The following is a 24,515-nucleotide window of genomic DNA, read 5'->3' as shown; positions in this document are numbered from 1 at the left end:
CGCGCGCGACGCGCCCGCCGGGGCGTCCGCCGCGGCCGTGTGCTAACGGGTCGCGCGTGCAGCCGCGGACCAGAGACGGCCTCGTCCTCCTGCTCGTCGGGGTCCTGCTCGGCGGCGGCGTCGCCTGGCTCCTCGGCCGCCGGCGGGAGAGCCCCCCCGCGGCGCCGCGCGCGCTCGACGCCGTGCCCGCCGGCGCGATGCTCGTCGCGACGCTCGATCTCCCGGCCCTGCGCGCCTCTCCCGCGTTCGCCTCGTTCCTGCGCGAGGAGCGCGAGATCCCGGGGCTCGGCAAGGTGCGCGACGTGTGCGGCTTCGACCCGGTGGCCGCGTTGACCGAGGTCGCGATCGCCATCCCGGCGGCGGGCGAGGGCGGCGACTTCGGGCTGGTCGCGGCCGGCGCCGTGCAGGACGAGGCGCTGCTCGCGTGCGCCTCCAAGGTCATCGAGGCCCGCGGCGGGCGGCCGGTCGTCTCCGGGATCGGCAGCTTCCGCGCGGTGCGGGACTCGAGCGCCGAGGGCCACGGCGAGATCGCCGTGCGCCCCGGGGGGCCGATCCTGCTCGGCGGGGGCGCGTACCTGCGCGCCATGATCGACGCCGCCGAAGGCCGCGGCGGGAACGTTGGAGGGAGCGTCGGCGCGAGCGCCGCGCACGACGACATCGCCCGCGCCGTGGGCGAGGGGGCGGCGCGCGTCACGGTGGTGCTCACGCCCGAGCAGCGCGCCGAGATCGGGCGCGAGCTCGCGCTGAGCGGCTCCAGCCGATCGCCCGCGGCGTCCCTGCTCTCCGGCGGCGCCAGCGTCGCGCTCGGCCCGGAGATCGCCGTCCACGCCGCCGTGCTCTGCGACGCGGAGGCCCCCTGCGCCGCGCTCGGCGCGGAGCTGCGCGCGGCGCGAGACACGCGCGCGGCGGACTTCGCGACGCGGCTCATCGGCTTCGGCGCCGTGCTCGAGCGCATCGCGATCGCGGCCGAGGGCAAGGCGCTCCACGCGCGCGTCAAGCTGTCGGCCGAGGAGGCCGGCGTCCTCGTCGATCGGCTCGCCTCGCTGCGCGGCCTCCGCCAGCCCGCGCTCGCGCCCAGGCGGCCGCCGGCGCAGGCAGACAGCGAGGCGCCGCCGCGCGGAGACGCCGCCCCGCCGCCGCGCGGAGACGCCGCCCCGCCGCCGCGCGGAGACGCCGCCCCGCCGCCGACCGATGAGGTTGTCACACCCCCGCGGCGAGCGAAGCCGGACGGCGGCGCGCCATAGCGCGTGAACGCGCTGGGGAGAACCGACCGCCGCGTCGCGCTGCCGCGGCGCGGCTCCGTCGATTCCGTGGTCTGCCTGACGAGCGCGCCGCTCCGCCGCCCAAAGCCGCGCGGCGCGCCCGATCGGGCCCCCACGGGCTGCCCCGAACTCCTGTAACCTGATCGGTGCCTTCCGACGGGATCGGCGCTCCGGTCTTTCCCGCCGCGCAGGAGGCGGGTGGGGCACATCGCATGCAGGTCGTCGGGATCTCCGCCTCCGTGGTCGTCGGGACCCTCCTTCTGGTCGCCCTCTGGGCGCTCCGCCGGCGGCTCCACGCCCGCGAGCTCGAGCTCGAGCGGAAGGCGCAGGAGCTCGCGGTGAGCCGCGCCGCTTCGCTGCGGCTCTGCGAGGAGCTCGCCGAGGCGCGGCGGGCCGAGGAGGAGGCGCGCAGGGCGAGGGAGGAGGCCGTGACCGCGAGCCGGTCGAAGAGCGCGTTCCTCGCCAACATGAGCCACGAGCTCAGGACCCCGCTCAACTCGATCCTCGGCTTCGCGCAGCTCGTGGAGCGCGACCCCTCGCTCGCCGACCGGCACCGCGAGAACCTCGCGGTCATCTGCAAGAGCGGCGAGCACCTGCTCGGCCTCGTCAACGACATCCTCGAGATGGCGAAGATCGAGGCCGGCCGCATGACGCTCGTCGACGCCGAGTTCGACCTCCACGACACGCTCTCGGGGCTCTCGGAGATGTTCGCGGTCGAGGCCCAGAAGCGGGGCCTCACGCTCAGGGTCGAGCGGGCGCAGGACGTGCCGCGGCACGTCCACGGCGATGAAGGGAAGCTGCGGCAGGTGCTGATCAACCTGCTCGGCAACGCGCTGAAGTTCACGCCGCGCGGGTCGGTCACGCTGCGCGCCTCGGCGCGGCGCGCGACAGGCGCGCACGACGGCGCGGCGGCGGGGCGGGTGCGGGTGTCGTTCGAGGTGACGGACACCGGCCGGGGCATGGCCAAGGCGGAGCTCGCGGAGCTCTTCGAGGCGTTCGCGCAGACCGCGACCGGGCGGCAGTCGCGCGAGGGCACGGGCCTCGGCCTGCACATCAGCCGGCGCATCGTGCGGATGATGGGGGGCGACATCCGGGTGGAGAGCCAGGTCGGCCGCGGGACGACGCTCCGTTTCGACGTGCGCCTGTCGCTGGCCGACGCGCCCGACGCGCGCGCCGGCGGCGCGACGCCGCGGGCACTCCGGGCCGTGGGCCTCTCGCCGGGCCAGCCGAGGTACCGCGTGCTCGTGGTCGACGACCGGTGGGACGTGCGCCACTGCCTGCTCAAGCTGCTCGACTCGGTGGGCGTCGAGGCGCGCAGCGCGACCAACGGGCTCGGCGCCGTGGCGCAGTGGGAGACGTGGGCGCCGCACCTCGTCCTGCTCGACCTCCGCATGCCGCTGCTCGACGGCTACGAGGCGGCGAGCCGCATCAAGGCGAGCGCGCGGGGGCACGAGGCGGTCGTCGTGGCGATGACCGCGAGCGCGTTCGAGCAGAACCGTGCGCTCGCGGCGGAGGCGGGGTGCGACGACTTCGTGAGCAAGCCGTTCCGCGACGCGGACATCCTCGGCCTCCTGACGAAGCACCTCGGGGCCCGCTTCGAGTACGAGGAGCGCGCCGCCGAGCCCGGCGCTGCCCAGGGGGCGCCGGCGGTCGACCTCGCCCGGGCGGCGGCCGGGCTGCCCGCCGCGCTCCGCAAGGACCTCCGGCGGGCGGCGACGCGGCTCGACGCGAAGGCCGTCCAGGCGACGCTCGATCGGTTCCGGCCGGAGGACGCGGATCTCGCGGGGGCTGTGGCCGAGCTCGCGCGGGGGTATCGCTTCGACAGCATCTTGGCGCTATCGAGCGCCGACGAGGAGGAGCCGTCATGACGGACACCGACGCAAAGCCAGCCCCCCGCGGAGCGGCCCCGGGCGCGCGGCCGGAGCGCCCCAGGGAAGAGCCCCCGAGCATCCTGATCGTGGACGACATGCCGGCGAACCTGTCGCTCCTGACCTCGATGCTGACGGCGCAGGGCTACGAGGTGCGGGCGGCGATCAGCGGCGCGATGGCGCTGATGTCGGCGGCGGCGGCGCCTCCGGACCTCATCCTGCTCGACGTGAGCATGCCCCACATGGACGGCTACGAGGTGTGCCGCCGGCTCAAGGGGGATCCCGGGACGGCGGACATCCCGGTCATCTTCCTGAGCGCGATGACCGGCATCGGCGACAAGGTGATGGCGTTCGACGCGGGCGGCGTCGATTACGTCACGAAGCCGTTCGAGCTGCGCGAGGTGCTGGCCAGGGTGGGGACGCAGCTGCTCTTGCACCGGCAGCGCCGGGAGCTCGAGCGGCAGCGGAGGGAGCTCGAGGAGCGCTACGCGCAGGTGCGCCAGATGCAGGCGGCGCTGCGTGGTTACCTGTCCGACCGGGCGTGGGAGAGCATCGAGGAGAGCGTGTCGTCGAACCGGCCGAGCCCGCCGGCGCGCGAGGTGCTGACGGTGCTGGTCAGCGACATCGAGGAGTTCGTGCGGCTCTCGGAGAGCGAGGAGCCTGGGCCGCTGATCGCGGATCTCAGCCTCTACATGGCCACGGTGGCGCAGATCGTCTACGACCACGCGGGCGAGGTCGACAAGTACGTTGGCGACGGCATGCTCGCGTTCTTCCGGGGCGCGAGTGACGCGCTCGCGGCGGCGCAGCGGATCCAGCGGAGCATCGCGGCCTTCAACGAACACCAGCGCTCGCAGGGCCGGCCCGCCTTCCCGACGCGGCTCGGGCTCTCGACAGGGCCCGTCCTGCTGGCGAGCATCGGGTCGAGCGGCAGGCGGGAGTTCACCATCATCGGCGATCGTGTGAACACCGCGTTTCGGATTCAGGCGCAGGCGAGGGCCGGCGGCCTGCTGATGGATGAGGCGACGTTCACCGCGGCCGGGAGCCCGGGAGAAGCGATGCCCGCGCTGGTGCGGATCCGGGGAAAGCAGGGAGAGGAGAGGCTCTATGCGATCTCGCCGGAGGCGATGTTGGCGGGCGCAGGCGCAGAGGGTAGCGGGGAGGACGGCGGTTGAACGTTCACGCTCGCTCCCGGCCCGATAGGCTGGCTGTTCAAGGCTGCTCCCGGGCCTTTTCGTGTTGCCCCGCACCGCCGGGGCCATTCGAGTTCGAGCGCCTGGATCGTGCGATCCGCCGAAAACGTTCGTTCTTGAACCACGCGATGACCTCGTGCAATAGTCGCAGCGGAGGATGGAAACGAACATGAAGCTTCGAGTTAGCGTTACTTTGCTTGGCCTGCTCGCGACCTTTGCGGCGGGCGCGACTGCGTGCTCGGATGACGATGGTGGCACGACGTCGGCGTCGTCCTCGACCACCGGCACGGGCGGCGGCGCCACCAGCGGCGGCGCCACCGGCGGCGGCGGCGCTGGCGAGGGCGGCGGCGCCACCACCACCAGCAGCGGCGCCACGGGCGGCGGCGGCGCCGGCGAGGGCGGGGGGAACGGCGGCGGCTCGGCCTGCGCGGCGCTGCTCTGCGACGACTTCGAGTCGTACGAGGGCCAGGGCGCGAACGGCGAGAAGCTGGGCGCGTGGACGGTCTACACGGCCATGGCGGGCTCCACCGTGTCGGTCGACACGACGAAGCATTACAGCGGCGCCAAGTCCATCAAGGTGACCACGCCCGCGAGCACGGGAGACAGCAACTACAAGTCGGCCATGATCAAGTTCACGGACGCCGACGCCCTGCCCACCGAGGCGAACGTCATCCATGGTCGCATGATGTTCTTCCTCGAGGCTGCGCCGACGGGGGATGTGCACTGGACCATCATCGACGGTTCGGGGACCATTCCTGGCAGCGATTTCGAGGGAATGCCCTACGCGGCACAGTATCGCTACGGCGGGCAGCACCCGGTCACGGCGGGCAGCCAGCTCATGGCGAACTACGATACGCCCGGGTACTGGAGCGACCCGAAGACCGGACCGCAGACGGACTGCTGGCACCACGCGGAGGAGACGACGGTGGTCCCGACCGGCGCATGGACCTGCGTCGAGTTCAGCTTCGACGGGCCGAAGAACGAGATGCGCTTCTGGCTCAATGGCGCGGAGTTGCCCGATCTCAAGGTGTCCGGGACCGGCCAGGGCTGCGCCAACAACGAGGCGAACTACACGTGGAAGGCGCCGGCGTTCGACAGCATCGCCCTCGGCTGGGAGTCCTATCAGGCGGATTCCGCCCGCTCGATGTGGATCGATGACGTCGTGATCGGCACCGGGCCCATCGGCTGCCCGCCCGCGCAGTGAGCGCGCGCCGCTGAGCTCGGCGAGGCGCGGCGGCGGACTCCGCGCCTCGCTCGTCGCTGTCGAAGGGTCGGGCGCGCGCTGCCCATGGCGCCGAGGGCCGGCGCGAGCGGCGCTGGCCGCGCGCCGGCGCGCCTCAAGCCGGCGCACCTGACGAATGTCGGGTTCGCCGATTGATCGCTCGCCAGGACCGCTCTACGAGACGGCGGAGGTCCAACGCTTCACGAACCTGGAGGTCTCCGCTGTGATGAAACCGGCCTATCGTCTCTCGCTGCTCGCCTCGTTCGTCCTGGGCGCCACCGCTTGTGGCGGCGCGCCCGAGCCGGCCCCTGCGGTCCCCGACGTCCCCGCCCAGCCGCAGCCTGCGCCGGAGACGCCCGCGGCGCCCGCGGCCGTGGCGCCCGAGGCCAGCCCGCCGGCGGGCGCCGCGGCGCCGGAGGCCGCTGCGCCGCCGGCCGCGCCGCCTGCACCGCCGGTGAGCGTCTCAGTGCCCATCGAGGCGCGGACCAAGTCGAAGCTCAAGGGCACGGCGACCTTCACCGAGGTCGAGGGCGGCGTGAAGGTCGCCGTCCAGGTCTCGGGCGCTCCCAAGGGCAAGATCGCCGTCCACGTGCACGAGACCGGCGATTGCAGCGCGCCGGACGCGAAGAGCGCGGGCGCGCACTACAACCCCGAGAACCACCCGCACGGCCTCCCCGACGCCGCGGCTCGCCACCTCGGCGATCTCGGCAATATCGAGGTCAAGGCCGATGGGACCGGCACCCATGAGATCATCGCCGCGGGCGCGAATCTCAAGCAGGGCGCTCCGAACACCTTCCTCGGCCGCGCCATCATCGTCCACGAGAAGGCGGATGACGGCGGCCAGCCCGCCGGAAACGCCGGTGGCCGCATCGGTTGCGGCGTCATCTCGCAGGGCAAGTGACGCGCGCGCGGCGCGGCCCGCCGCTCCGCGCTCACGACACGTCGACTCCACCTCACCGCCTGTCCCGAGAGGGCCTCTCCCCGAGCGCCCGCAGGGCGGGAGTCTCCCTCTCCGGTGTCACCGGGGCGGAGCGCTGACCGGAACGCCCTTTCCCCCCGGGGGCGAGCCCGGGCTCGGGAGGCTCCCGCTCGCGGGCCGCTCCTCGGGCCGCGTTCCGCTGGCCAGCAGCGCGACGACGATCGCCGCCGCCACCGCCGCCAGGACGAAGCCCGCCCTGAAGGGCGAGCGCAGCCGCCGGAGCGTGTCCGCGAGCGTCGTCTCGTCGGCGTCCTCCTCGACGCGCGCCCTCTCCGGAGCTGAACCGGCCGCGCCGAGCCCGACACGGCCGGCTTCCACCCGGGGCTGCGGCCGGTCCGAGACCGTCGCCGCCTCGCTCCGCTCCGCAGGGCTGGCCTCCGCCCGGGCGCGAGGGCGCTCCGAGACCGTGACGGCCTCGCTCCGCTCCACCGGATCCGCCTCCGCCGGGGCGCGCGAGCGGTCCGACACCGTGATGGCCTCGTTCCGCTCCACCAGGTCGGTCTCCTCCCGGGCGCGCGAGCGGTCCGACACCGTGATGGCCTCGCTCCGCTCCACCGGATCCGCCTCCTCGGGAGCCGCGGGGAACACGGGAGGTGGCAGCTCCGGGCGAAGCTCGATCGCCATGCCGCCGGTGGATGGGCCGGAGCCCATGGTGGTGGGGATCGAGCCGCGCTCCCCCGCGTCGACGCCGTCCACGCCGGGGCGCACCCCGGACAGCGAGTCGCGCAGGCTCCCGCGCAGGATGCGCTGGATGCGGTCGACGAGCGGCTGCGCTGCGGGCGGCGCGAACGGACGGAGCGCCAGCGTGAGCTCCGCCAGGTCGGGCCAGCGCCTGTCGCGATCCCGCTCGAGGCACCGCATGATGATCGGATCGATGTCCGGCGAGAGCCCGCGGCAGACCTTCGACGGCAGCTGCGGCACGAACTTGCCCCCGAGCACGAGCGAGACCGTCTGGACGGAGCGCGCGTGCATGGGATACCGGCCGGTGAGCAGCACGTAGAGGAGCGACCCGACCGCCCAGATGTCCGCGCGCGCGTCGACGTCGCGCTGCCCGCGCATCTGCTCGGGGGGCATGTAGTGGGGCGTCCCCAGCATCTGGCCGGTGCTCGTCCGCATCTCGGCGACGCCGAGGAGCGCCGCCTGCGACACCTTGGAGACGCCGAAGTCGAGCACCTTGATGCACGGCGTCCCCTCGCGCGTGTGCGTCAGGAAGAGGTTGGCCGGCTTCACGTCGCGGTGCACGAGCCCGAGCGCGTGCGCCTCCGCGAGCGCGTCGCACGCCTGGATGACGTAGAGCGTCGCCTCCTCCACCGGCAGCGGGCCCCGCTGCTTGCGGATGACCCGGAGATCGCGGCCGTCGAGGAACTCCATCACCATGTACGGCAGCCCGTTCTCGAGCCGCCCGACGTCGTGCACCTTGACCGCGTGCTCGCTCCTGAGCCGCGACGCGATCCGCGCCTCCTGCAGGAAGCGCCCGCACATCTCCGGATCGGCCGCGGTCGCCGGCAGCAGCACCTTGATCGCCCGGAGCTCGTCGAGATCGACGTGGGTCGCGGCGACGACGGCGCCCATCGCGCCCTTGTCGAGCAGCCGGTCCACGCGGTACTTGCCGGCGATCAGGGTTCCGGCCTCCAGCCCTTCGATCTCTTCCAGGCCGCGCATGTTCGAAACCTCCGACCGAGAGCGCCGCGCCGCGGCAGCCAGCATAGCGCAGCCGATCGCCGGCCGGACAGCCGATGCCGAGGAAGCGACGCTCCTCTGCCCCTCTGCTGGCCGGCGCGGCGTTCGCGTGCCGGCGCGGCGCGATGTCGCGGACGCCCTCACCGCGCGCCGCGCCGCTCGCGGGAGCGCACCACGGCGGCGCGGCCCGCCCTGCCTCAGCCCCCTTCCCGCGCCCCGCTCGGCCTCTTGATCGCGATCGTCCGCCGCGCGCCGCCCGACTCGAGCGTGAGCTCGAGGGTGGCGCCCTCCTGCGCGCTCGGCAGCGCATGACGCATCGCTTCAAAGCTGACGAGCGGCCGGCCATTGATCGCGACCACCGCGTCGCCGACGCGGACGCCCGCGGCCGCGGCGGGGCCGCGGTCTTCCACGGCGACCACGACGGCGTCTCCGCTCGTCTTCAGCGCGCCTTCGAGCAGCGGAAAGAGGGGCGCCGCGGTCAGCCCGAGCGCGCTGACCGTCCTCCGGTAGCTCTGCACGGCCGCGTCGAAGCTCTCCTTGCGCATGCGGTAGCGCGCGACGGCCGCCACCGCGCCGCCGCGCTCCTGGAAGCGCGCGTCGACGCGCTCGGGGGTGGCGAACGCGCCGACCTGCTTCAGGTAGCGGCTCGCCTCGGCCTCCGCCATGCCGGCGCGGCGCGCGCCGCCGCCGTGCGCCTGGATGAAGCCGTAGGCCTGCGACCCCGCGAGCGCGGGCACGACGTTGCTCGCGAGCCGGGAGATCGCGTCGGCGCGCGCGACCGCGAGCGCTGCCTCTCGGCTGGCGCCCGAGCCCTCGCCGACCACGAAGATCGCGTCGCCCTCGGCGGTGAACGGCCGGTCCATCCACGGAGGGCTCTCCTCGGCCGGCGGCGCCGCGCGCCACCCCGAGCTCGGCGCGGGCGGCGGGTCCGCCCCGGCGGCGGTGCGCGGGCGTCCCCGGCCCTGGTAGGCGAAGGCCACGGCGAGGACGAGCAGCGCTCCCGCCGCGAACGCCGCGAGCACCCCGCGCGAGCTGGAGCCACGGGCCGCCGAGACGGCCGCGGCAGGCGGAGACGCCCCCGCCGGCGCCGCTGCGCCCGCGCGCGCCGCTGCCGGCGCCGCTGCGCCCGCGCCCGCCCCCGCCGCTGCGCCTGCGGGCGCCCCTGCCCCTGCGCCCGCCCCCGCCGTCGTCACGTGCCCCCCCGCGGCAGAGCGCTTCGTCGCCGGCTCGGGCGCTCCGGCGAGCGTGGGCGTCGGCTCCGGCGCGGCGCCGAGGCGCCTCAGCGCCGGCCGGAGCCACGGGAACGCGAGCGGCGCGTTGCACCGCTTGCACGGCACGTACGGCTCCCGGTCCTCGCGGGCGGCGTGCGCGGCCTCGTTCACGTCGAGCAGCGTCTGCCGGGGCGCGTTGCACCGCTCGCAGGTGCCCTCGACGATCGCCGAGACCACCTCCGCTCGCAGCGGGGGGCTCTCGGAGGCGAGGTGCTCGAGCAGCACCACGGGACAGCCCTCGATCTGGATCGACGTCACCTCGCCGCCCAGCGCGCGGAGCGACAGCGCGAGCGCCCTCGCGCCCTCGGACGTCACCCCCGCCGCGCCCGCGAGATCGAGCACCAGCGCCCCCTCGATCCCGTCGAGCGCGCGCTTCCACCGCACGTGCGCGTCGAGCTTGCAGCGCACGCGGATGCGCGTCCCGCGCTCGTCGACCGTCTTCTCGATCGCCTCGTGGGTCCCCGCGTCGAGCCGCGCGAGCTCGTCGAGCGCCGCCCGCACGTCCGCCGGCAGATCGATCCCCGCTTGGCTCGCCGCGAACGCGAAGTAGCTCTCGGCGTCGTCGTCGAACACCGCCGCCGCGCCGCAGCGCGGGCAGGGGCTCGCGGGCGGCTCGTGCGTCCTGACGAGGTGCGCGTCCCTGTCGCAGTCGAACAGCCGATCGAAGGCGGCGCCGCAGCGCTCGCACCGGTACGGGCCGTAGAACGACACGACGCGCCCGTCCCCGAAGAAGCGGCGGATCATGCTGATCTGGTTCACGATCGGCTCGGTGCAGCGGCCGATGTAGATCTCGGACGCGCTCCGCGACACCTCGGCCAGCATCGCCATCCACTCGCGCACGCCGAACGACGTGACCCGCTGCACCCCGCCCAGATCGAAGAGCACGCGGCCGGAGATGCCGCGCGCGACCGCGAGGCCCTGGAGCTCCTCGGTCATCCGCCCCGACAGCGAGACGATCAGCAGGCTGCCCAGCCTCCGCTTGGTCACCGTGAGGGCCCGCGGCCCGTGCCCGTGCGCCCCCTCGGGCTCCGCCCCGGGGCCGGCGTCCGCGAGCGACAGCGCGGGGAGCCTCCTGGATCGCGGCGGCGTGTCCAGATCCCCCGCGGCGTCGGGACGCGACGCCGCGAAGAGCGGCGCCGAGAGCTTCGTGGCGACCCCGCCCGGGCGGCCGGTCTCGGCGGCCTGCGGCGCCCCGCCCACGGCGTCGAGCGCGCCCGCGAAGGAGTCCTCGTTCTGTATCGCCTCCTGCTTCTCGACGATGTGCGATTCGAGGTCCGCCCCCGAGGCGAGCGCGCCCCGCCACACCTCCACGCGCTGGCCGAACAGCTCCGACATGAACGACGACAGGGCGAGCGCCGAGGTGGCGAGCCGCTCCTCCCGGGCGAACGCCTCGAGGTCGATCTGGAGATCCCTCGCGGTCGCGTACCGCTTCTCCCGATCCCGCTCCAGGCACTTGAGCAGGATGCGCTCCAGCCCCGGCGGGTAGTCGGCGCAGACCTCGCTCGGCGGCAGCACGGGGTCCTCGACGATCGCCCGCATCAGCTCGAACTCGGTGGCGCCGCGCCGGAACATCCGGCTCCCCGTCGACATCTCGTAGAGCAGGAGGCCGACCGAGTAGATGTCGCTCCGGCGATCGAGGTGCTCGCTCGTGCACTGCTCGGGCGACATGTACGGGACCTTGCCCTTGAGCGCGCCGTCGCGCGTCTCGTTGACGCGGTTCGCCGCCTTCGCGATCCCGAAGTCGAGGATCTTCACGGCCCCGTCGTAGGTGACGATCACGTTGTGCGGGGACACGTCGCGGTGGACGATGTCGAGCGGCTTGCCGTCGAAGCCGACCTTCTCGTGCGCGTAGTGGAGCCCCGCCGCGATGCCCGCCGCGATGGTGATCGCGTGCTCGATCGGCATCCGCCGGTTCGCCGACCGGAGCGACTTCCGGACGGTCCTGAGATCCTCGCCGTGGAGGTACTCCATCGCGATGACCGGCACGCCGTCGACGTCCTCGATGTCGTACATCTGGACGAGGTTGGGGTGGTCCAGGGTGGCGGCGATGCGCGCCTCGTCGAGGAACATCCGCACGAACTCGGGGCTGTCGACGAGGTGCGGGAGGATGCGCTTGACCACGCAGATCTTCCTCACGCCCGAGATGCCCGCGACGGAGGCCACCCAGATCTCGGCCATGCCGCCCATCCCGATCTTCTTGATCAGGCTGTACCTGCCGAGCGTGGTGGGGTGGCGCGAGCCGACGCTCATGGGGCCAGCGGCGTGGCGCTCGGTCATTCGACCACCTCCATCGCTCGGGCCGGCGGCGTCACTTCTCCAGGAGCGCGGCGGGCGGTCATGGTGCTCATCGAGGGCCTTCGGCCTGGGATTTCGCGAAGCTCACGCTGCGGCGCTCACCGCGCGACTCGATCTGGAGGGTCATCGTACCACCGGCCGGCGCGCGCGCCCACGCGTCCGCCGCGGCCTTCCCGAAGATCTCGACCGAATGGACGGGGCGATCGTTGACCGAGAGCACGACGTCCCCCGCGACGATCCCTGGATCCGCGCCGCGCTGCGAGCGCTCCGCCGCGACGACGACGAGCTCGCCGGAGGTGCGTACCCGCGCCTCGAGCTGCGGGAAGAAGCGCGCCACGGTGAGCCCCTGGAACGTGGCCGTCTGGCGGTAGAGCTCCGCGGCCGCGTCGAAGCTCTGCCGGGACAGCCTGTACCGCGCAAAGGCGAGCACGCCGTCGCCTTCCCGCCGCACGACGGCGTCCACGCGCTCGGGCGTCGCGAACGCGCCGACCTGCGCGAGGAAGCGCCCGGCGATGCGCTCGACGATCTCCGCGCGCTGCGCCGCCCTGGCCTCGGCCGGCGGCTGCGCGACGAGGAGCTCGGCCGCGGGAGAGCCCGCGAGCTCCGCGGCGAGGCCGGACGTGAGGCGCTCGATCGCGCCGTTGCGCGCCGCCGCGAGCGCGCCCGACTCGCTGGCCGCGGGGCCGCCGCGGCCGACGACGAGCACGCTCTCGCCCTCGACGACGAACGGCCGCTCCACCCACGCGGGCGGGAGGTCGTCCATGACCGACCAGCCCGCCGTGCCGGGGCCGCTCGCGGGCGGCCCCGGCGCGCGCGCCTCCCCCGCGGGTGCTGCCGAGGCCGCTGGGGCCGCCGAGGCCGCTGGGGCCGCCGAGGCCGCTGAGGCCGCGGGCGCTGCCGAAGCAGCGGGCCCCGCCGAGGCCCCTGGCGCGGCGGGGCCGACGCCGCCGCGCCACGCCGCGAAGCCGGCGGCCGCGAGCGCCACCCCGCCGAGCAGCGCGAGGAACGCCGCGTTGCCGCCCGCGCCGCGCTGCTGCGGCGCGGCGGCGCCCGCGCCGTGCTGCTGCGCCTCGGGCGCCGCGGCCGGCTGCTGCTGCGGGCTCGCCGCAGGCAGGGCGGGCGGCGGCGGGACCGAGGGGGCGCGCGTCGCGTGGGCGCCGAGGACGTAGAGCAGCGAGCGGGAGCCGTCGAAGGCGAGCGGCGTGTTGCAGCGCTTGCAGGTGACGCTCGGGTCGTGGCCGCCGCGGAGCAGGGGGGCGTGCCGATCGACCTCGACGAGCACCGTCCGGGTCGCGCTGCAGGACGCGCAGCGGCCCTCGACGACCGCGGACTCGATCCGCGCGAGCTCGGGCCACGAGGGGCCCGCCGTGCGCTCGGCGAGCAGCCGGGGACAGCCCTCGATGCGGATCGCCTCGACGGCGCCGTCGAGCTTGCGGAGCGCCGACTCGAAGCGCGCCGCGCCGTCGGCGGTGACCGCGGGGACGTTGCTCAGATCGAAGACGACCTGGCCCTCGAGGCCGTCGATGATGCGGCTCCAGCGGATCGTCGCGGTCAGCTTGCTGCCCACCTTGAAGCGGGTGACGCGCCCCTCGACGGACTTCTCCACCACGTCGCCGACGGCGGGCTCGTCGGCCCTCTCGAGCTCGTGGAGGATCTCGCGCACCTCCGGCGGGATCGCGCCGGCGCCGTGCTGGGCGACGAACCCGAAATACGTCTCCGCGTCGTCGTCGAAGGCGCCGGCGCCGTCGCAGCGGGGGCACACCGCGTCGGGCGGCTTGCCCTCGGCGAGCGAGGCCGCGTCGTGGGCGCAGTCGACGAGGCGCTCGAACTGGGCGCCGCACGACTCGCAGCAGTACGGCGCATAGAACGAGACGACCCGCCCGTTGCCGGCGAACCGCCGGATCATGCTGAGCTGGTTGATGACCGGCTCGGAGCAGCGCGCGAGGTAGAGAGCGCGGAGGCGCGGCTGGGCCGCATGGATCATCTGGAGCCACTCGCGGACGCCGAACGACGTGATCCGCTCGACGCCGGCGAGGTCGAGCAGGACCTTGCCCTCGAGCTCCCGCGCGAGCGCCGCCCCCTTGAACGCCTCGGTCATGCGCCCGGCGAGCCGGACGACGAGGACGTCGCCGATCGTGCGCCGATCGAACGCGAGGCTGTCGAGGCGGCCGGCGGCGCCGGCGGGCGGCACGCTCCGCGTCGGCGCGGCGCGGGGCGCCCAGGCGGCGGGCGGCGGCCGGTCCACGGTGGTGGGGCTGTGCCCCGACGAGACCGGCCCCGAGGCGGGCTCGGCGCTTTGCGGGCGCGACGCCCTGCGGCCGTTCGGCGGCACCCGGATGGTCGGCCGCGGCTCCTCGCCCTCGCGCCCCGGCGACAGCGGCGACGGCCCCGGCGTCGCGCTCGACGCCGACGCCGGCGCGTCGAAGGAGGTCTCGGACGTGAACGTCGAGTCCGACGCGATCTCGAGCTCCTCGAACTCCGCCATCCCGCCGGCCGGCTGCGCGACGACGCGCGCCGCCACGGCCGGCGCCCGCTTCGCGGCGCGCGGCCTTCGCTCCCGCGGGCCTTCGCTCCTGGCGAGCGGCGTGGGCGCCTCGGAGAGCACGGTGAGGGTCATGGTCTGGTTGTGCAGGTCGCAGTGGCCGGTCGCGTACGGCGAGATCTCCCCGTACGAATAGAACCCCGTCACCTGCGTGCCCTTCGGCAGCACGTCCGCCACCGCCTCGACCTCTTCCTCGGTCCGGTCGCCCAGCACGATCCGGCGCCCCACGCAGCTGATCGCGATCGCCAGCGCGCTGTCCCCGCCCGCCCTTCCCGCCTCGCTCGCCGCCCTCGCCGCCAGCTCCGCGCCCCCGATCAGCCGCTCGAAGTCCGCCTTCATCAGCTGCACCAGGTGCCCTCTCGGCACGTCCCCCGCGAACGTCAGCGACTGCGCGTCGTGGTCCACCGCCAGCACCGTCCGCACCAGCGCCTTCTCGTCCTGCGCCGTCGCGCGCAACGCCAGCGGGAACAGGAGCGCCGACGCCGGCAGCTCCGCCGCCTTGTCCCCGAGGTACTCCTTGTACAGCGAGAGCGCCGGGCGGCCGTCGACCTCGTAGAGCACGTTGCCCTCCGAGCGCGTCACCACGCGCTCCGGCCCGAACTTGTCCCAGCCCCCCTTGGACCCGTGCTGGATCACCACGTGCTCGCCGTACAGCCCCACGGCCGCCACGAGCCCGCTGCGCACCACGTCCCCCGCGCACACCCACGTCCGCTTGAACTGCGTCCCGTCCCCGGACAGGCCCCCGGTCACCACCACCGACTCCGGCAGCACCGCGTTCAGCCCGCGCACCAGCTGGCTGCCGTTCACCCCGAGCCCCTCCGACAGCACCAGCACCCCGCGCAGCCCCGGCCGCTCCAGCTTGCGCGCCAGCGCCTGCCCCGCGGCGAACGACGCAGACGCGCTCGCCACCTCGACCTGCGCCGTCGCGAGCGTCGTCCGCTCGAACCGCGCCACCGCCACCGTCAGCGTCCCGTCGCGCACCGACGTGCCCGCGATCTCCCCCGCGCTCGAGCACCCCACCATGTGCGACCGCGGGTACGCCCGCCGCAGCTCGCGGATCGCCCCGGGGTCGTCGAGGAGCTCCGGCGCCCCGAACGCCAGCACCAGCGTCCGCTCGCTGTCGAGCACCGGCAGCACCCGCACGGACCACTTCTTGGTGTCCCGATCGTAGTGGAAGGTCTCGAGGATCATGGATCTCCTCGCTCTCAGGCTACTACAGCACGCGGGCGACGACGGGCGTCGTGTCGCGACGGGCGGGCGTCATGACGCGGCGGTCGAGCTCGCTCGTACGCCCCTGGCCCTCTACAAAATCCTCACGACACGCGGGCCACGACGAGCGTCACGTCGTCGTCGAGGGCGCGCTCGCCGCGGAACCTGGACACCGCCGCGACGATCGCGTCCCTCGCCTCCTCGGGCGCGCAGGCGGCCACGCTCTGGAAGAGCGATCGCAGCCGCTTCTCGCTGAACTGCTCGCTCGACTCGTTCTCGCACTCGGTCACGCCGTCGGTGAACCAGAGGAGCGCGTCGCCGCCCTCCAGGGCGACGGTGCTCGACGTGTACTCGGCCGAGCTCGCCGCGCCGAGCGGCTCGCCCTGCGCGGCGAGCTGCCGGATCGCGTTGTTCCTGACCAGGTAGGGGAACGGGTGCCCGGCGTTCGCGAGGGTCATCGAGCCGGCGCCGGGGTCGAAGATGCACGCCGCGCAGGTCATCAGGAACTTCTGCTGCCCCGCCTCGAAGATCGAGCAGTTCATGACCCGCAGCAGCTGCGCCGGGCTGATCGCCTCGCGCGCGAACGTGCGCACGACGTCGCAGGCGGCCTTCGCCGCCCCCGTGATGATCGCGGACGAGATGCCGTGCCCGGTCACGTCGCCGACGACGGTGAGCAGCCTGCCGTCCGGCAGATCGTGGAACGTCCACCAGTCGCCGCCGCACTCCGCCGCGGGCTGGAAGTGGCTGGCGAGCCGCAGGGAGGGCCGCTCGATGACGTCCTCGCTCGGCACGAGCATCTGCTGGACGGCGCGCGCGACCTCGAGCTGCTTCTTCAGCGACGCCTTCTCCGCCGTGTCGTAGAGCAGCTGCACCAGCCGGTCCCCGAGCGCGACGAGCTGGACGCGGACCTCGTTGATGGCCTCGTCCGAGCCGCTCGCGCCTGCGGCGTCCTGGCCGGCGGGGGCCTGGGTCGCGCTGCCAGGCGCGGCCTGGGTCGCGCCGCCGGGCGCCGCGCTGCTCAGGGAGAAGAGCTCGCCGAGCTTCGACGCGAAGCGCCGCTTGGCCGTGGAGATCGTCGAGCCGACCTCGATCGGCCGCGACGGCTCGACCTGCGAGCTCGCGGCGTCGTGGAAGATGGTCAGCGCGTCCCCGATGGCCACGACGACGCTGCGCAGGCGGTCCCGCTCGGCCAGGAGCTGCCGGTGCAGCGCGCCCATCTCGTTCGTGGAGAGGTCGAGCGAGCGGGTGAGCAGGCTCCGATCGTCGGCGACGTGGCGGTAGTGCTCGCTGATGCGCGCGACCACCTTGTGCCAGGTCTCCCTGTCGGGCGGCGCGTCAAGGTCCTCGAGCCCGAGGCGCCTGAGCTGCCGCGCGAGGAGCGGATCGATCTCAGCCATGGCGCCCGCCTCGGCCGGCTCGTCGTCCTCTTGCGCCGCGCGCGGCGAGCGCGGGCGTCACCACCCGGTCCGCTCCAGCGTCTCCATCGCCGGCGTGGAGCGCTCGAAGAAGTGGAGGGACGCCGGGAGCGAGCGGAACTCGCGCGGGTTGACGTCGAGGTCCCAGAAGGACGTGACCATGGTCGAGGCCATGGGCGAGACGTCGACGACCAGCACGGCGCCGGCCGCGTAGATCTTGAGCATGCCGAGCCCGGCGCCGCCGCGCGACGTGTCGAGCACGGGGGCGCTGGTCGAGTCGGCGCCGCGGGCGCTCAGGCCGCGGGTGATGCCCTCGAAGACGTGGTGTCGCCGGAGGCCGCCGAACGGATCGTGGGCCTGGAGGGCGAGGTACGCGCCGTCGGTGCCGAGGCGCAGGGTGGGGATCTCGTTCTCCTCGAGCACGAGGTCGCGCCGCCTGTCGTGCGCGTAGCGGGGGCGGCCGCGGCGGTCGACGGGGGCGTCATACATGGCGTTCATGAGCAGCTCGTGCGCGAGGGCGGCGATCCGCTCGGCGACCCGCGCGGGGGCGCCGGAGCGCTCGGCCCAGTGCGCGACCTCGGCGACGGTGCGGTCGCGGTCGTCGCTCGTGCGGGGGCGCCATTTCACGATGGTGGCGCCCCAGGAGAGCAGGTCGGAGAGCCGAGGCGGCAGGGCGAGCGGCTTGAGGATGCGGCGGGCGGCGAGGGCGATCTCCCAGGGCCGCGGCATGGAGGCGAAGCTCGGCCAGCCGACGATGCTGGAGAGGCGGGGCTCCTTCAGGGCGGCGTGGAGGATCGCGTCGGTGCTGCCCGAGGTCCACACGAGCAGGTGCATGCTGGGGTATCGCTCGGCCGCCCACTCGAGCGCGAGGTCGAGATCGGCGGCGTCGCAGCCGAGCAGGAGGGGTCGCTCGGACAGCCGGGCGCGCAGCTCGGCGGGATCGCTGGCGACGGGGACGTCCTGCAGGCCGGAGGCAGCGGACATCGCGCGGGCGATGCGCTGGCCGACGACGCGGTTCCGCTCGAGGACGGCGATCGTCGCTTTGGGAGGAGAGGCGCTCAAGGGCTCACCGCGGGTTATCCCCCGGGCAGCCGCTGCCCTGGGGGGTGGACACGGCCCATTACATCACAGCGCGCGTCCGAGAGGCGCCGTGAAGACGCCGAGCCGCCGCGTGGGCGTGGAGGCGCGGGGGACGCTCGCCCCCGCAGACGACCGCACATGCAGGGGCGGCGGCGCCGCCGTGCCGGTCACCGGACGCACTGAGACCAGGCCGTCTTGTTGTTGACGGTGTGCTGCTCCCAGTCGAGCGTCGTTGGATTGTACTCGAGCCAGACGCCATCGGTCCAGTTGTTCGACGTGAAGGGCCCGCCCAGCCCTGTCATGCCGCACGCCACCCCGCCGACCGAATTGCTCGCCAGAGGATCGATGCGATGGTTGTTGCCGGCGAGCCACTGCCATGCACCGTAGTTTTGCGGCACGTCCACGCAGATGGCCTTCACCGTGGCCGTCACCGGGGTATCCACGCCCGTGGTGCTGACGCCCTCGAGGAACCACTCGCCCGAGGCATCCTTTCGCACCCTCGCGTAGTCCGTGATCCAGTTGTTGAACCTGAACGCGCCGTCGCTGATCACCTGCGTGAGGAAGCACCGCCGTGACGACGTGCCGAATCCCAGGCTCGTCGGCAGGCCCTCCCCCGGTCCCCAGGTCCAGGTGAATTGAGCCGTCCTGTTCTCCGCCGTGTTGACGCACACGGCGTTGGCGCCCAGGTTCTGGCCGCTGGCGGCATCGACGTTGAGGATCCAGTCCCCGCCGGACCGCTGCACGCGCACCGCGGCCTGAGAGCTGGCTCCGAGCTTGCCCCAGACGCCTGCGAGGAAACACGTCCGGTCGACGTCCGTCCCCAGGTTGAGCTCGCAGCTCCCGCCGCATCCCCAGCTGTACCCCGACCAGCCGATCGCCGCCTGGGCCTCCCCGACGGGCTCGTCCAGGGTCCCCTCGTCCTCATCACCCATCTCGCTCACACAGCCCAGCGCCAGGGGAGCGACGATCAGCGCCAACGCCGAGCCGAGATGAGCGCTCCAGGGCTTGTTCACCAGCGGATTCGATCTCATGGGAGGAGCTCCTTGGCAGAGGGGAAGTGAATCGATTTCAAGTTCAGGGCAACACTACGACATCTATCTTTTCCGACGGCGCTTTGTCAACATGGTTAACTTTCAGTCAGCGCCTTCTCTCCGACATGAAGCATGAAGGCGGAGGGCTCGCCTGTCCGGGGAGCGCGGGCGCGCGACCCGCTCGGACAGGCGTCCACATCCAGCTCCAGTTCCAGTTCCAGTCCAGTTCCAGTCCAGGCGTCCCTCGCCGGACGGCGGCGGAGCGCGCGGCGCCTGCCAGATCTGCACATTGACACCCACACGGCTTAACCGGTAAAGTGCGCCTTGCCATGCCGAGCACGGCGTGGAGGACCTCGCGCGCTCGTCCGTCGTCCCTTGTTTGCCGGGCTTCGGCGCCGCGCGCTGTCACGGGGATGGAGCGTCGCGGGGACCCGACGTCGCCCGCGCGGAGAGGCTTGTCATGAAGACTGGACTTATGTCGCGTCGCATCTTCTTTCTATCGGCGCTGATGCTTTCCGCCAGCGCCGCAGCGGGCTGTTCTTCCAAGGAGAAAGCCGAGGCGGCTCGTGGCGCTCCGGACGCGTCGGCGGCGCCCGCGCCGAAGCCTGCGGCGAAGGGCGCCTCGATGGTCACGATCTCGAGGGAGCAGCAGGCTTCCTGGGTGCGGAGCTTCAACCCCCTGCTCGCCGAGGGGAGCGTGCGGTTCCCGACGGTCGCCGGCATCTACGAGCCGATGCTCATCTTCAACACGATGAAGGGCGAGTACACGCCGTGGCTCGCCACGAAATACGCGTGGAGCGACGGGAACAAGAGGCTCACCTTGACGACCCGCTCCGGCGTCCAGTGGTCGGATGGACAAGCGTTCTCGGCGAAGGACGTGGTGTTCACGTTCGAGCTCCTGAAGAAGCACCCCGCGCTCGACCTCTCGGGGGTGTGGAAGTTCGTCGAGTCCGTGAAGGCGACGGACGACACGACGGTCGAGTTCGCGTTGAAGCGGCCGTACGTCCCGGGGCTCAGCTACATCGGCCACCAGCCGATCGTGCCGGAGCACAAATGGAAGGACGTCGCCGATCCGGTCACGTACGCGAACGAGAACCCCGTGGCGACGGGGCCGTTCACCGAGATCAAGACCTTCCAGAACCAGGTGTACGAGCTCGGCAAGAACCCGAACTACTGGCAGAAGGGGAAGCCGGCCGTCGATGGGCTGCGCTTCCCGGCGTACCCGGGCAACGACCAGGTAAACCTGGCGATCATCAACGGCGAGGTCGACTGGGCGGGCGCGTTCGTCCCCGAGATCGAGAAGGTCTATGTCGCCAAGGACCCGGCGAACCACCATTACTGGTTCCCGCTCGTCGGCGGCATGGCCACGCTCTACCCGAACAGCACGAAGAAGCCGTTCGACGACGTGCGCGTGCGCAAGGCGATCAGCATGGGCATCGATCGGGCGCAGATCGTGAAGATCGCGTCCAACGACTACACCCAGCCGGCGGACGCGACGGGGCTCGACGACTCCTACGAGCGCTGGCGCAACCCGAAGGCCGTGGCGGCGGGCGACTGGGTGAAGCTCGACGTGGCGAGGGCGAAGCAGCTCCTCGACGAGGCCGGGTACGCGCCGGGCCCGGACGGGATCCGGGTGAAGGACGGCAAGCCCATGCGCTTCGAGATCAACGTCGTCACCGGCTGGTCCGACTGGGTCCGCGCGGTCCAGATCATGACGCAGAACCTCAAGCAGCTCGGCATCGACGCCTCGCTCAAGGCGTACGATTTCAGCGCGTTCTTCGAGGCGCTCCAGAAGGGCACGTTCGACATGTCGATGGGGTGGACCACCGTCGAGCCGACGCCCTACAACTACTACCGAGATCTCATGTCCGCGGAGCTCGTGAAGCCCGTCGGCGAGGCGAGCGCGCGCAACTGGCACCGCTACGGCGACAAGGAGGCCGACAAGCTGCTCCAGCAGTTCGAGGCAGCGACGGAGTCAGCCGAGCAGAAGCGCATCCTCGACGAGGTGCAGATGCTCTATGCGCAGAACGCGCCGGTGATCCCGCTCTTCAAGAACCCGTCCTGGGGCGAGTACAGCACGAAGCGCTTCACCGGCTTCCCCACCAAGGAGAACCCGTACGCCAAGCTGTCGCCGAACAACCCGCCGGAGTACCTGCTCGTCCTCACGGAGCTCAGGCCGAAGTGACGCGCCGCGGGCCTCCGCGGGGGATACCCCGCCGGCCGCGTCGACGGTGATCCCCCCCTTGACAACTCCTCTCATTTTGTTGGCATTTTTAGCGAGAAATTGAACAGGGAGGCGGGGAGACGGGGAGATTCATGAGATCTCACTCCCCGTCTCCCCGCCGCCCTGTAAATTCCACCCCACGTGCGAGCGCCTCCACCCAAATCTCTTCTGCGTTGGCCGTGCGTCAGGCGGCGGCCCCGAACCCGAGGGCGAGGTCCTTGCGCCGGACCGCCCGGATCACCTCCGGAACGACCGAGGTGGCGATCCCGATGGCGAGCGGTAGCCACTTCTCTTCGCCCTCGGCGCCGCCAGCGGGCAGCGGGCTCGCCCCCGGCGGCGCCAGCTCGAAGGAGACGTCTTTGCCTCGGATCGCGCTGATCATGCCAGGCACCGCGCTGATCGCAGCCGGGACAGCCGCCCGCGCCAGCGCCGCGACCCACTTCTCCTCGGCGTCTGCGGTATCGCCGTTCCCGGCGTACACACCGTTGGCGGCCCCGGCTTCGGGCGCGAAGTCCTTGCGCCGGACCGCCCGGATCACCTCAGGAACGACCGAGGTGGCGATCCCGATGGCGAGCGGCAGCCACTTCTCTTCGCCTTCGGCGCCGCCAGCGGGCGGCCGGGTCGCAGCCGGCGGGGTCTGCTCGAAGGAGGCGTCTTTGCCTCGGATCGCGCTGATCATGCCAGGCACCGCGCTGATCGCGGCTGGCACAGCCGCGCGCGCGAGCGCCGCCACCCACTTCTCTTCCGCGCCTGCGAACTCGCCGTCACCGGTGTTGTACCCACCGTCCGTGGCCGGCGCTTCGGGCGCGAACTGCTTGCGCCGGACCGCCCGGATCACCTCGGGGACGAGCGATGCGGTGACGCTGGCAGCGAGGCCTATCCACTTCTCTTCACTCATTTGCGTGGCATCCGCCGGCGCTCCCGCCTGCGCTCTCATGCCCGTGTTGGCCTGTGGCGCCCCGGCGCCTGTCGCCTGGGACGTCGCGCCTTGCTGCCGCGGCGCCCCGCCCGCGGCGATGGCCGGCGAGGCCTGCTCGAAGGAGGCGTCTTTGCCTCGGATTGCGTTGATCATTCCCGGCACCGCGCTGATCGCGGCTGGCACAGCCACCCGCGCGAGCGCCGCCACCCACTTCTCTTCCGCGCCTGCGAACTCGCCGTTGCCGGCGTACCCACCGTTCGCGGCCCCGGCTTCGGGCGCGAAGTCCTTGCGCCGGACCGCCCGGATCACCTCCGGGACGAGCGATGCGGTGACGCTGGCGGCAAGGCCTATCCACTTCTCTTCGCTCATTTGCATGGTATCCATCGAAGCGCCCTCCTGTTCTCTCCTGTCCGTGTTCACCGGTGGTGCGGCCGCCGTGCCTGTCGCCTGGGACGTCGCACCTTGCTGCCGCTGCTGTCCGCCCGCCGCGGCGGCCGGCGGCGTCGCGGGCCGCGCTCCTGTCGCGCCCGCGGGCGCTGCCTCGGCCGGGCGCTGCTGCTGCGTCGCGGGCCGCGCTGTGGCGCCCTCAGGGGCTGCCTCGGCCGGGCGCTGCTGCTGCGTCGCGGGCCGCGCTGCTGTTGCGCCCGCGGGGGTCGGCTCGGCCTGGGGCTGCCGTGGCTGCCCCTCCGCCGGCGTGGTCGGCGACATCGCGGCGCCACCGGTCGCCGGCCTGGCGTTCGGCGGCGAGCCGGGCGCTGCGCTGCCGGCCGTGGTCCTCGTGGGCTGGGCGCTCTTCGCGGCGCCCTTCGCGGGCTGGCCGGGTGCCTCGGCCGGCGCGGCGGCTGCGCCAGGAGCCAGCGTCAGGAAGCTCGACTCAGCGAGGCCGGCCGGCTCCGCCGGCACCTTCAAGAGCGGAGTCTGCCGGAACCCCATCTCCTGGAGCTTGGCGCGGACGCCCTCGTGCACCTCGGCGATCGACGGCTCGTCGCCCGCAGCGCCGAGCACTTGCTGCAGCGCGGACGAGAAGGCCGACAGGCCCTCGGTCGCCGAGGTCGAGGCCGCCGCCGTCTCGTTCTCGGAGCAGGCCGAGAGCAGCAGTCCATTGAAGGTGAGCTGATCGGTCTCGTCCCCACCGCCTTCGCCCGGCGCGGCCGCCTTCCCCGCGGCGATCGCCTCCCGGCCCAGCACCAGCCGCTTGACGCCCGCGTCGCTCGCGATCTGCACGCTGCCGAAGGGCCGCGGGACGAGCGGCCTGCCGATGAGGCTCTTTTGCTCCTGCTGCACGTCCGGCGGCGGTGACCACGCCTTGCTGCGCACGAGCTCGATGCGCCCGCCCATCGCGACCTGCTTCTGCATCCCGCCGGAGAAACAAGAATCGAGCACCACCGTGAGCACGCCAGGCGGGGCCGTCTGGCTGAGCTCGCTCAGGCGGTTGTCGAACAGGAACTGCATGTCGCCGAGGACCAGGCACTCTTCGAGGTTCTCGCCACGCGGCTGCTGAAAGCCATGGCCAGAGTAGAAGAAGACCAGCCGGTCATCAGGGCCGACATTCTCGAATAGCCAGGCGAGCCCCGCCTCCACGTTGGCGACGGTAGCGTCGCCGTCGTAGAGCTCCTTGAACTCACTGAAGCCGTAGCGCTCGCTCAGCAGCGAACGGAACTTGGCTGCATCCTCGAGGCAGCTCGGGAGGTTGTTGTCCTCGCTACCGTAGTTGTTGATCGCCGTCAATAACGCTCTCTTCGATGCCATGTGAATACCTCCTGTCAAAAGCGGGGCGAGGCCGAGACCGCCCCGCGTGACCGTCAGGCGCTCTCGATAGGGTTGCCGGGCACGCTGGTGGACCTCGCTTCGCTCAACCGGTGAGGGCCCCGCCCCTGCCGCCGTATCGAGACCGGGGAGACAAGGGAGCGAGCGAGCGCCCAGACGGCCTGCTTTCGGGCCGCCTGGACACGGTGTCATCAGGCATTTCCAGGGTCGCGAACGAGTACGTCGCCACCCTCAAACGGATGCGCTCGAGGCGGCCGACACATCAGGACGCGTCGGCCTGGGTGCACCTGAAATGACCGCACACCTCGAGGCGACCCTCGTTATGTCCAATCGAGATCCGGGTTCACGATCCGATTTTCGCAAGCCCTGCTCGTCGTCCGCCGTACGGATCGACACAGGGAGCGGGACGATCGACGAGCACTCGACATGCCAAGCTTCGAGGCTGCACGTGCTCGAGAGGGCCCCTCCGGACGATGACAGACGCGCTACGCCTCGTCGCATTGCTCGAATGTTTCACGAGCGCTGCCGTCGCCTCCGGTTCGTCGTGCGCCTTACGGTGCG

Annotated in this window: 13 protein-coding genes; 6 read left to right on the top strand and 7 right to left on the bottom strand. The window is 72.8% G+C overall.

Annotated features, from left to right (window positions below):
* The first annotated feature begins 56 nt into the window (after nt 1–56).
* From WMF39_RS45720 to WMF39_RS45700, 5 genes are all read left to right on the top strand, one after another.
* On the top strand, nt 57–1,244 hold the full coding sequence (locus tag WMF39_RS45720; protein ID WP_437742709.1) for a hypothetical protein: 1,188 nt from the start codon (nt 57–59) through the stop codon (nt 1,242–1,244).
* A 230-nt stretch (nt 1,245–1,474) separates the two neighbouring features.
* Complete coding sequence (locus WMF39_RS45715) at nt 1,475–3,130, top strand: ATP-binding protein (RefSeq protein ID WP_437742708.1); 1,656 nt, start codon at nt 1,475–1,477, stop codon at nt 3,128–3,130.
* Nucleotides 3,127–4,302 (top strand): response regulator, encoded by a 1,176-nt coding sequence (locus tag WMF39_RS45710; RefSeq protein ID WP_437742707.1) that lies wholly within the window; start codon nt 3,127–3,129, stop codon nt 4,300–4,302. Before WMF39_RS45715 ends, WMF39_RS45710 begins: the two co-directional genes overlap by 4 nt.
* A 187-nt stretch (nt 4,303–4,489) precedes the next feature.
* A complete protein-coding gene (locus tag WMF39_RS45705; RefSeq protein ID WP_437742706.1) occupies nt 4,490–5,524 on the top strand; it encodes a hypothetical protein in 1,035 nt (344 codons plus the stop codon).
* 244 nt (nt 5,525–5,768) lie between these two features.
* Nucleotides 5,769–6,443 carry a superoxide dismutase family protein gene (locus tag WMF39_RS45700; protein WP_437742705.1) on the top strand — a complete coding sequence of 225 codons (675 nt, stop codon included), beginning with the start codon at nt 5,769–5,771 and terminating at the stop codon, nt 6,441–6,443.
* 117 nt (nt 6,444–6,560) lie between these two features.
* On the opposite strand, the gene WMF39_RS45695 is transcribed toward WMF39_RS45700, so the two are convergent.
* The 6 genes from WMF39_RS45695 to WMF39_RS45670 all read right to left on the bottom strand — a co-directional run bounded on the left by WMF39_RS45695 (nt 6,561) and on the right by WMF39_RS45670 (nt 19,044).
* Nucleotides 6,561–8,183: a protein kinase domain-containing protein gene (locus tag WMF39_RS45695; RefSeq protein ID WP_437742704.1), complete on the bottom strand. Its 1,623-nt coding sequence runs from the start codon at nt 8,181–8,183 to the stop codon at nt 6,561–6,563.
* A 215-nt stretch (nt 8,184–8,398) separates the two neighbouring features.
* On the bottom strand, nt 8,399–11,749 hold the full coding sequence (locus WMF39_RS45690) for a protein kinase domain-containing protein (protein WP_437742703.1): 3,351 nt from the start codon (nt 11,747–11,749) through the stop codon (nt 8,399–8,401).
* A 67-nt stretch (nt 11,750–11,816) separates the two neighbouring features.
* Nucleotides 11,817–15,500 carry an FIST N-terminal domain-containing protein gene (locus WMF39_RS45685; protein ID WP_437742702.1) on the bottom strand — a complete coding sequence of 1,228 codons (3,684 nt, stop codon included), beginning with the start codon at nt 15,498–15,500 and terminating at the stop codon, nt 11,817–11,819.
* Nucleotides 15,501–15,622: 122 nt separating this feature from the next.
* Nucleotides 15,623–16,915 (bottom strand): PP2C family protein-serine/threonine phosphatase, encoded by a 1,293-nt coding sequence (locus tag WMF39_RS45680; RefSeq protein WP_437742701.1) that lies wholly within the window; start codon nt 16,913–16,915, stop codon nt 15,623–15,625.
* A 57-nt stretch (nt 16,916–16,972) separates the two neighbouring features.
* Nucleotides 16,973–17,995 (bottom strand): hypothetical protein, encoded by a 1,023-nt coding sequence (locus tag WMF39_RS45675; RefSeq protein WP_437742700.1) that lies wholly within the window; start codon nt 17,993–17,995, stop codon nt 16,973–16,975.
* A 185-nt stretch (nt 17,996–18,180) separates the two neighbouring features.
* Entirely contained in the window at nt 18,181–19,044 is an 864-nt protein-coding gene (locus tag WMF39_RS45670; protein ID WP_437742699.1) for a hypothetical protein, read from the bottom strand.
* Nucleotides 19,045–19,504: 460 nt separating this feature from the next.
* Between WMF39_RS45670 and WMF39_RS45665 the strand changes: the two genes are divergently transcribed.
* Entirely contained in the window at nt 19,505–21,229 is a 1,725-nt protein-coding gene (locus WMF39_RS45665; RefSeq protein WP_437742698.1) for an ABC transporter substrate-binding protein, read from the top strand.
* 223 nt (nt 21,230–21,452) lie between these two features.
* Here the strand turns inward: WMF39_RS45665 and WMF39_RS45660 are convergent, their stop codons facing one another.
* The gene (locus WMF39_RS45660) at nt 21,453–23,936 is read right to left on the bottom strand and encodes a caspase family protein (protein ID WP_437742697.1); all 2,484 of its coding nucleotides are present in this window, start codon (nt 23,934–23,936) and stop codon (nt 21,453–21,455) included.
* Nucleotides 23,937–24,515 lie beyond the last annotated feature (579 nt).

This window comes from Sorangium sp. So ce1504 (assembly GCF_051521635.1).
In the GTDB taxonomy this organism is placed as follows: domain Bacteria; phylum Myxococcota_A; class Polyangia; order Polyangiales; family Polyangiaceae; genus Sorangium; species Sorangium cellulosum_B.
This window is presented reverse-complemented; position numbering and strand designations above follow the sequence as displayed.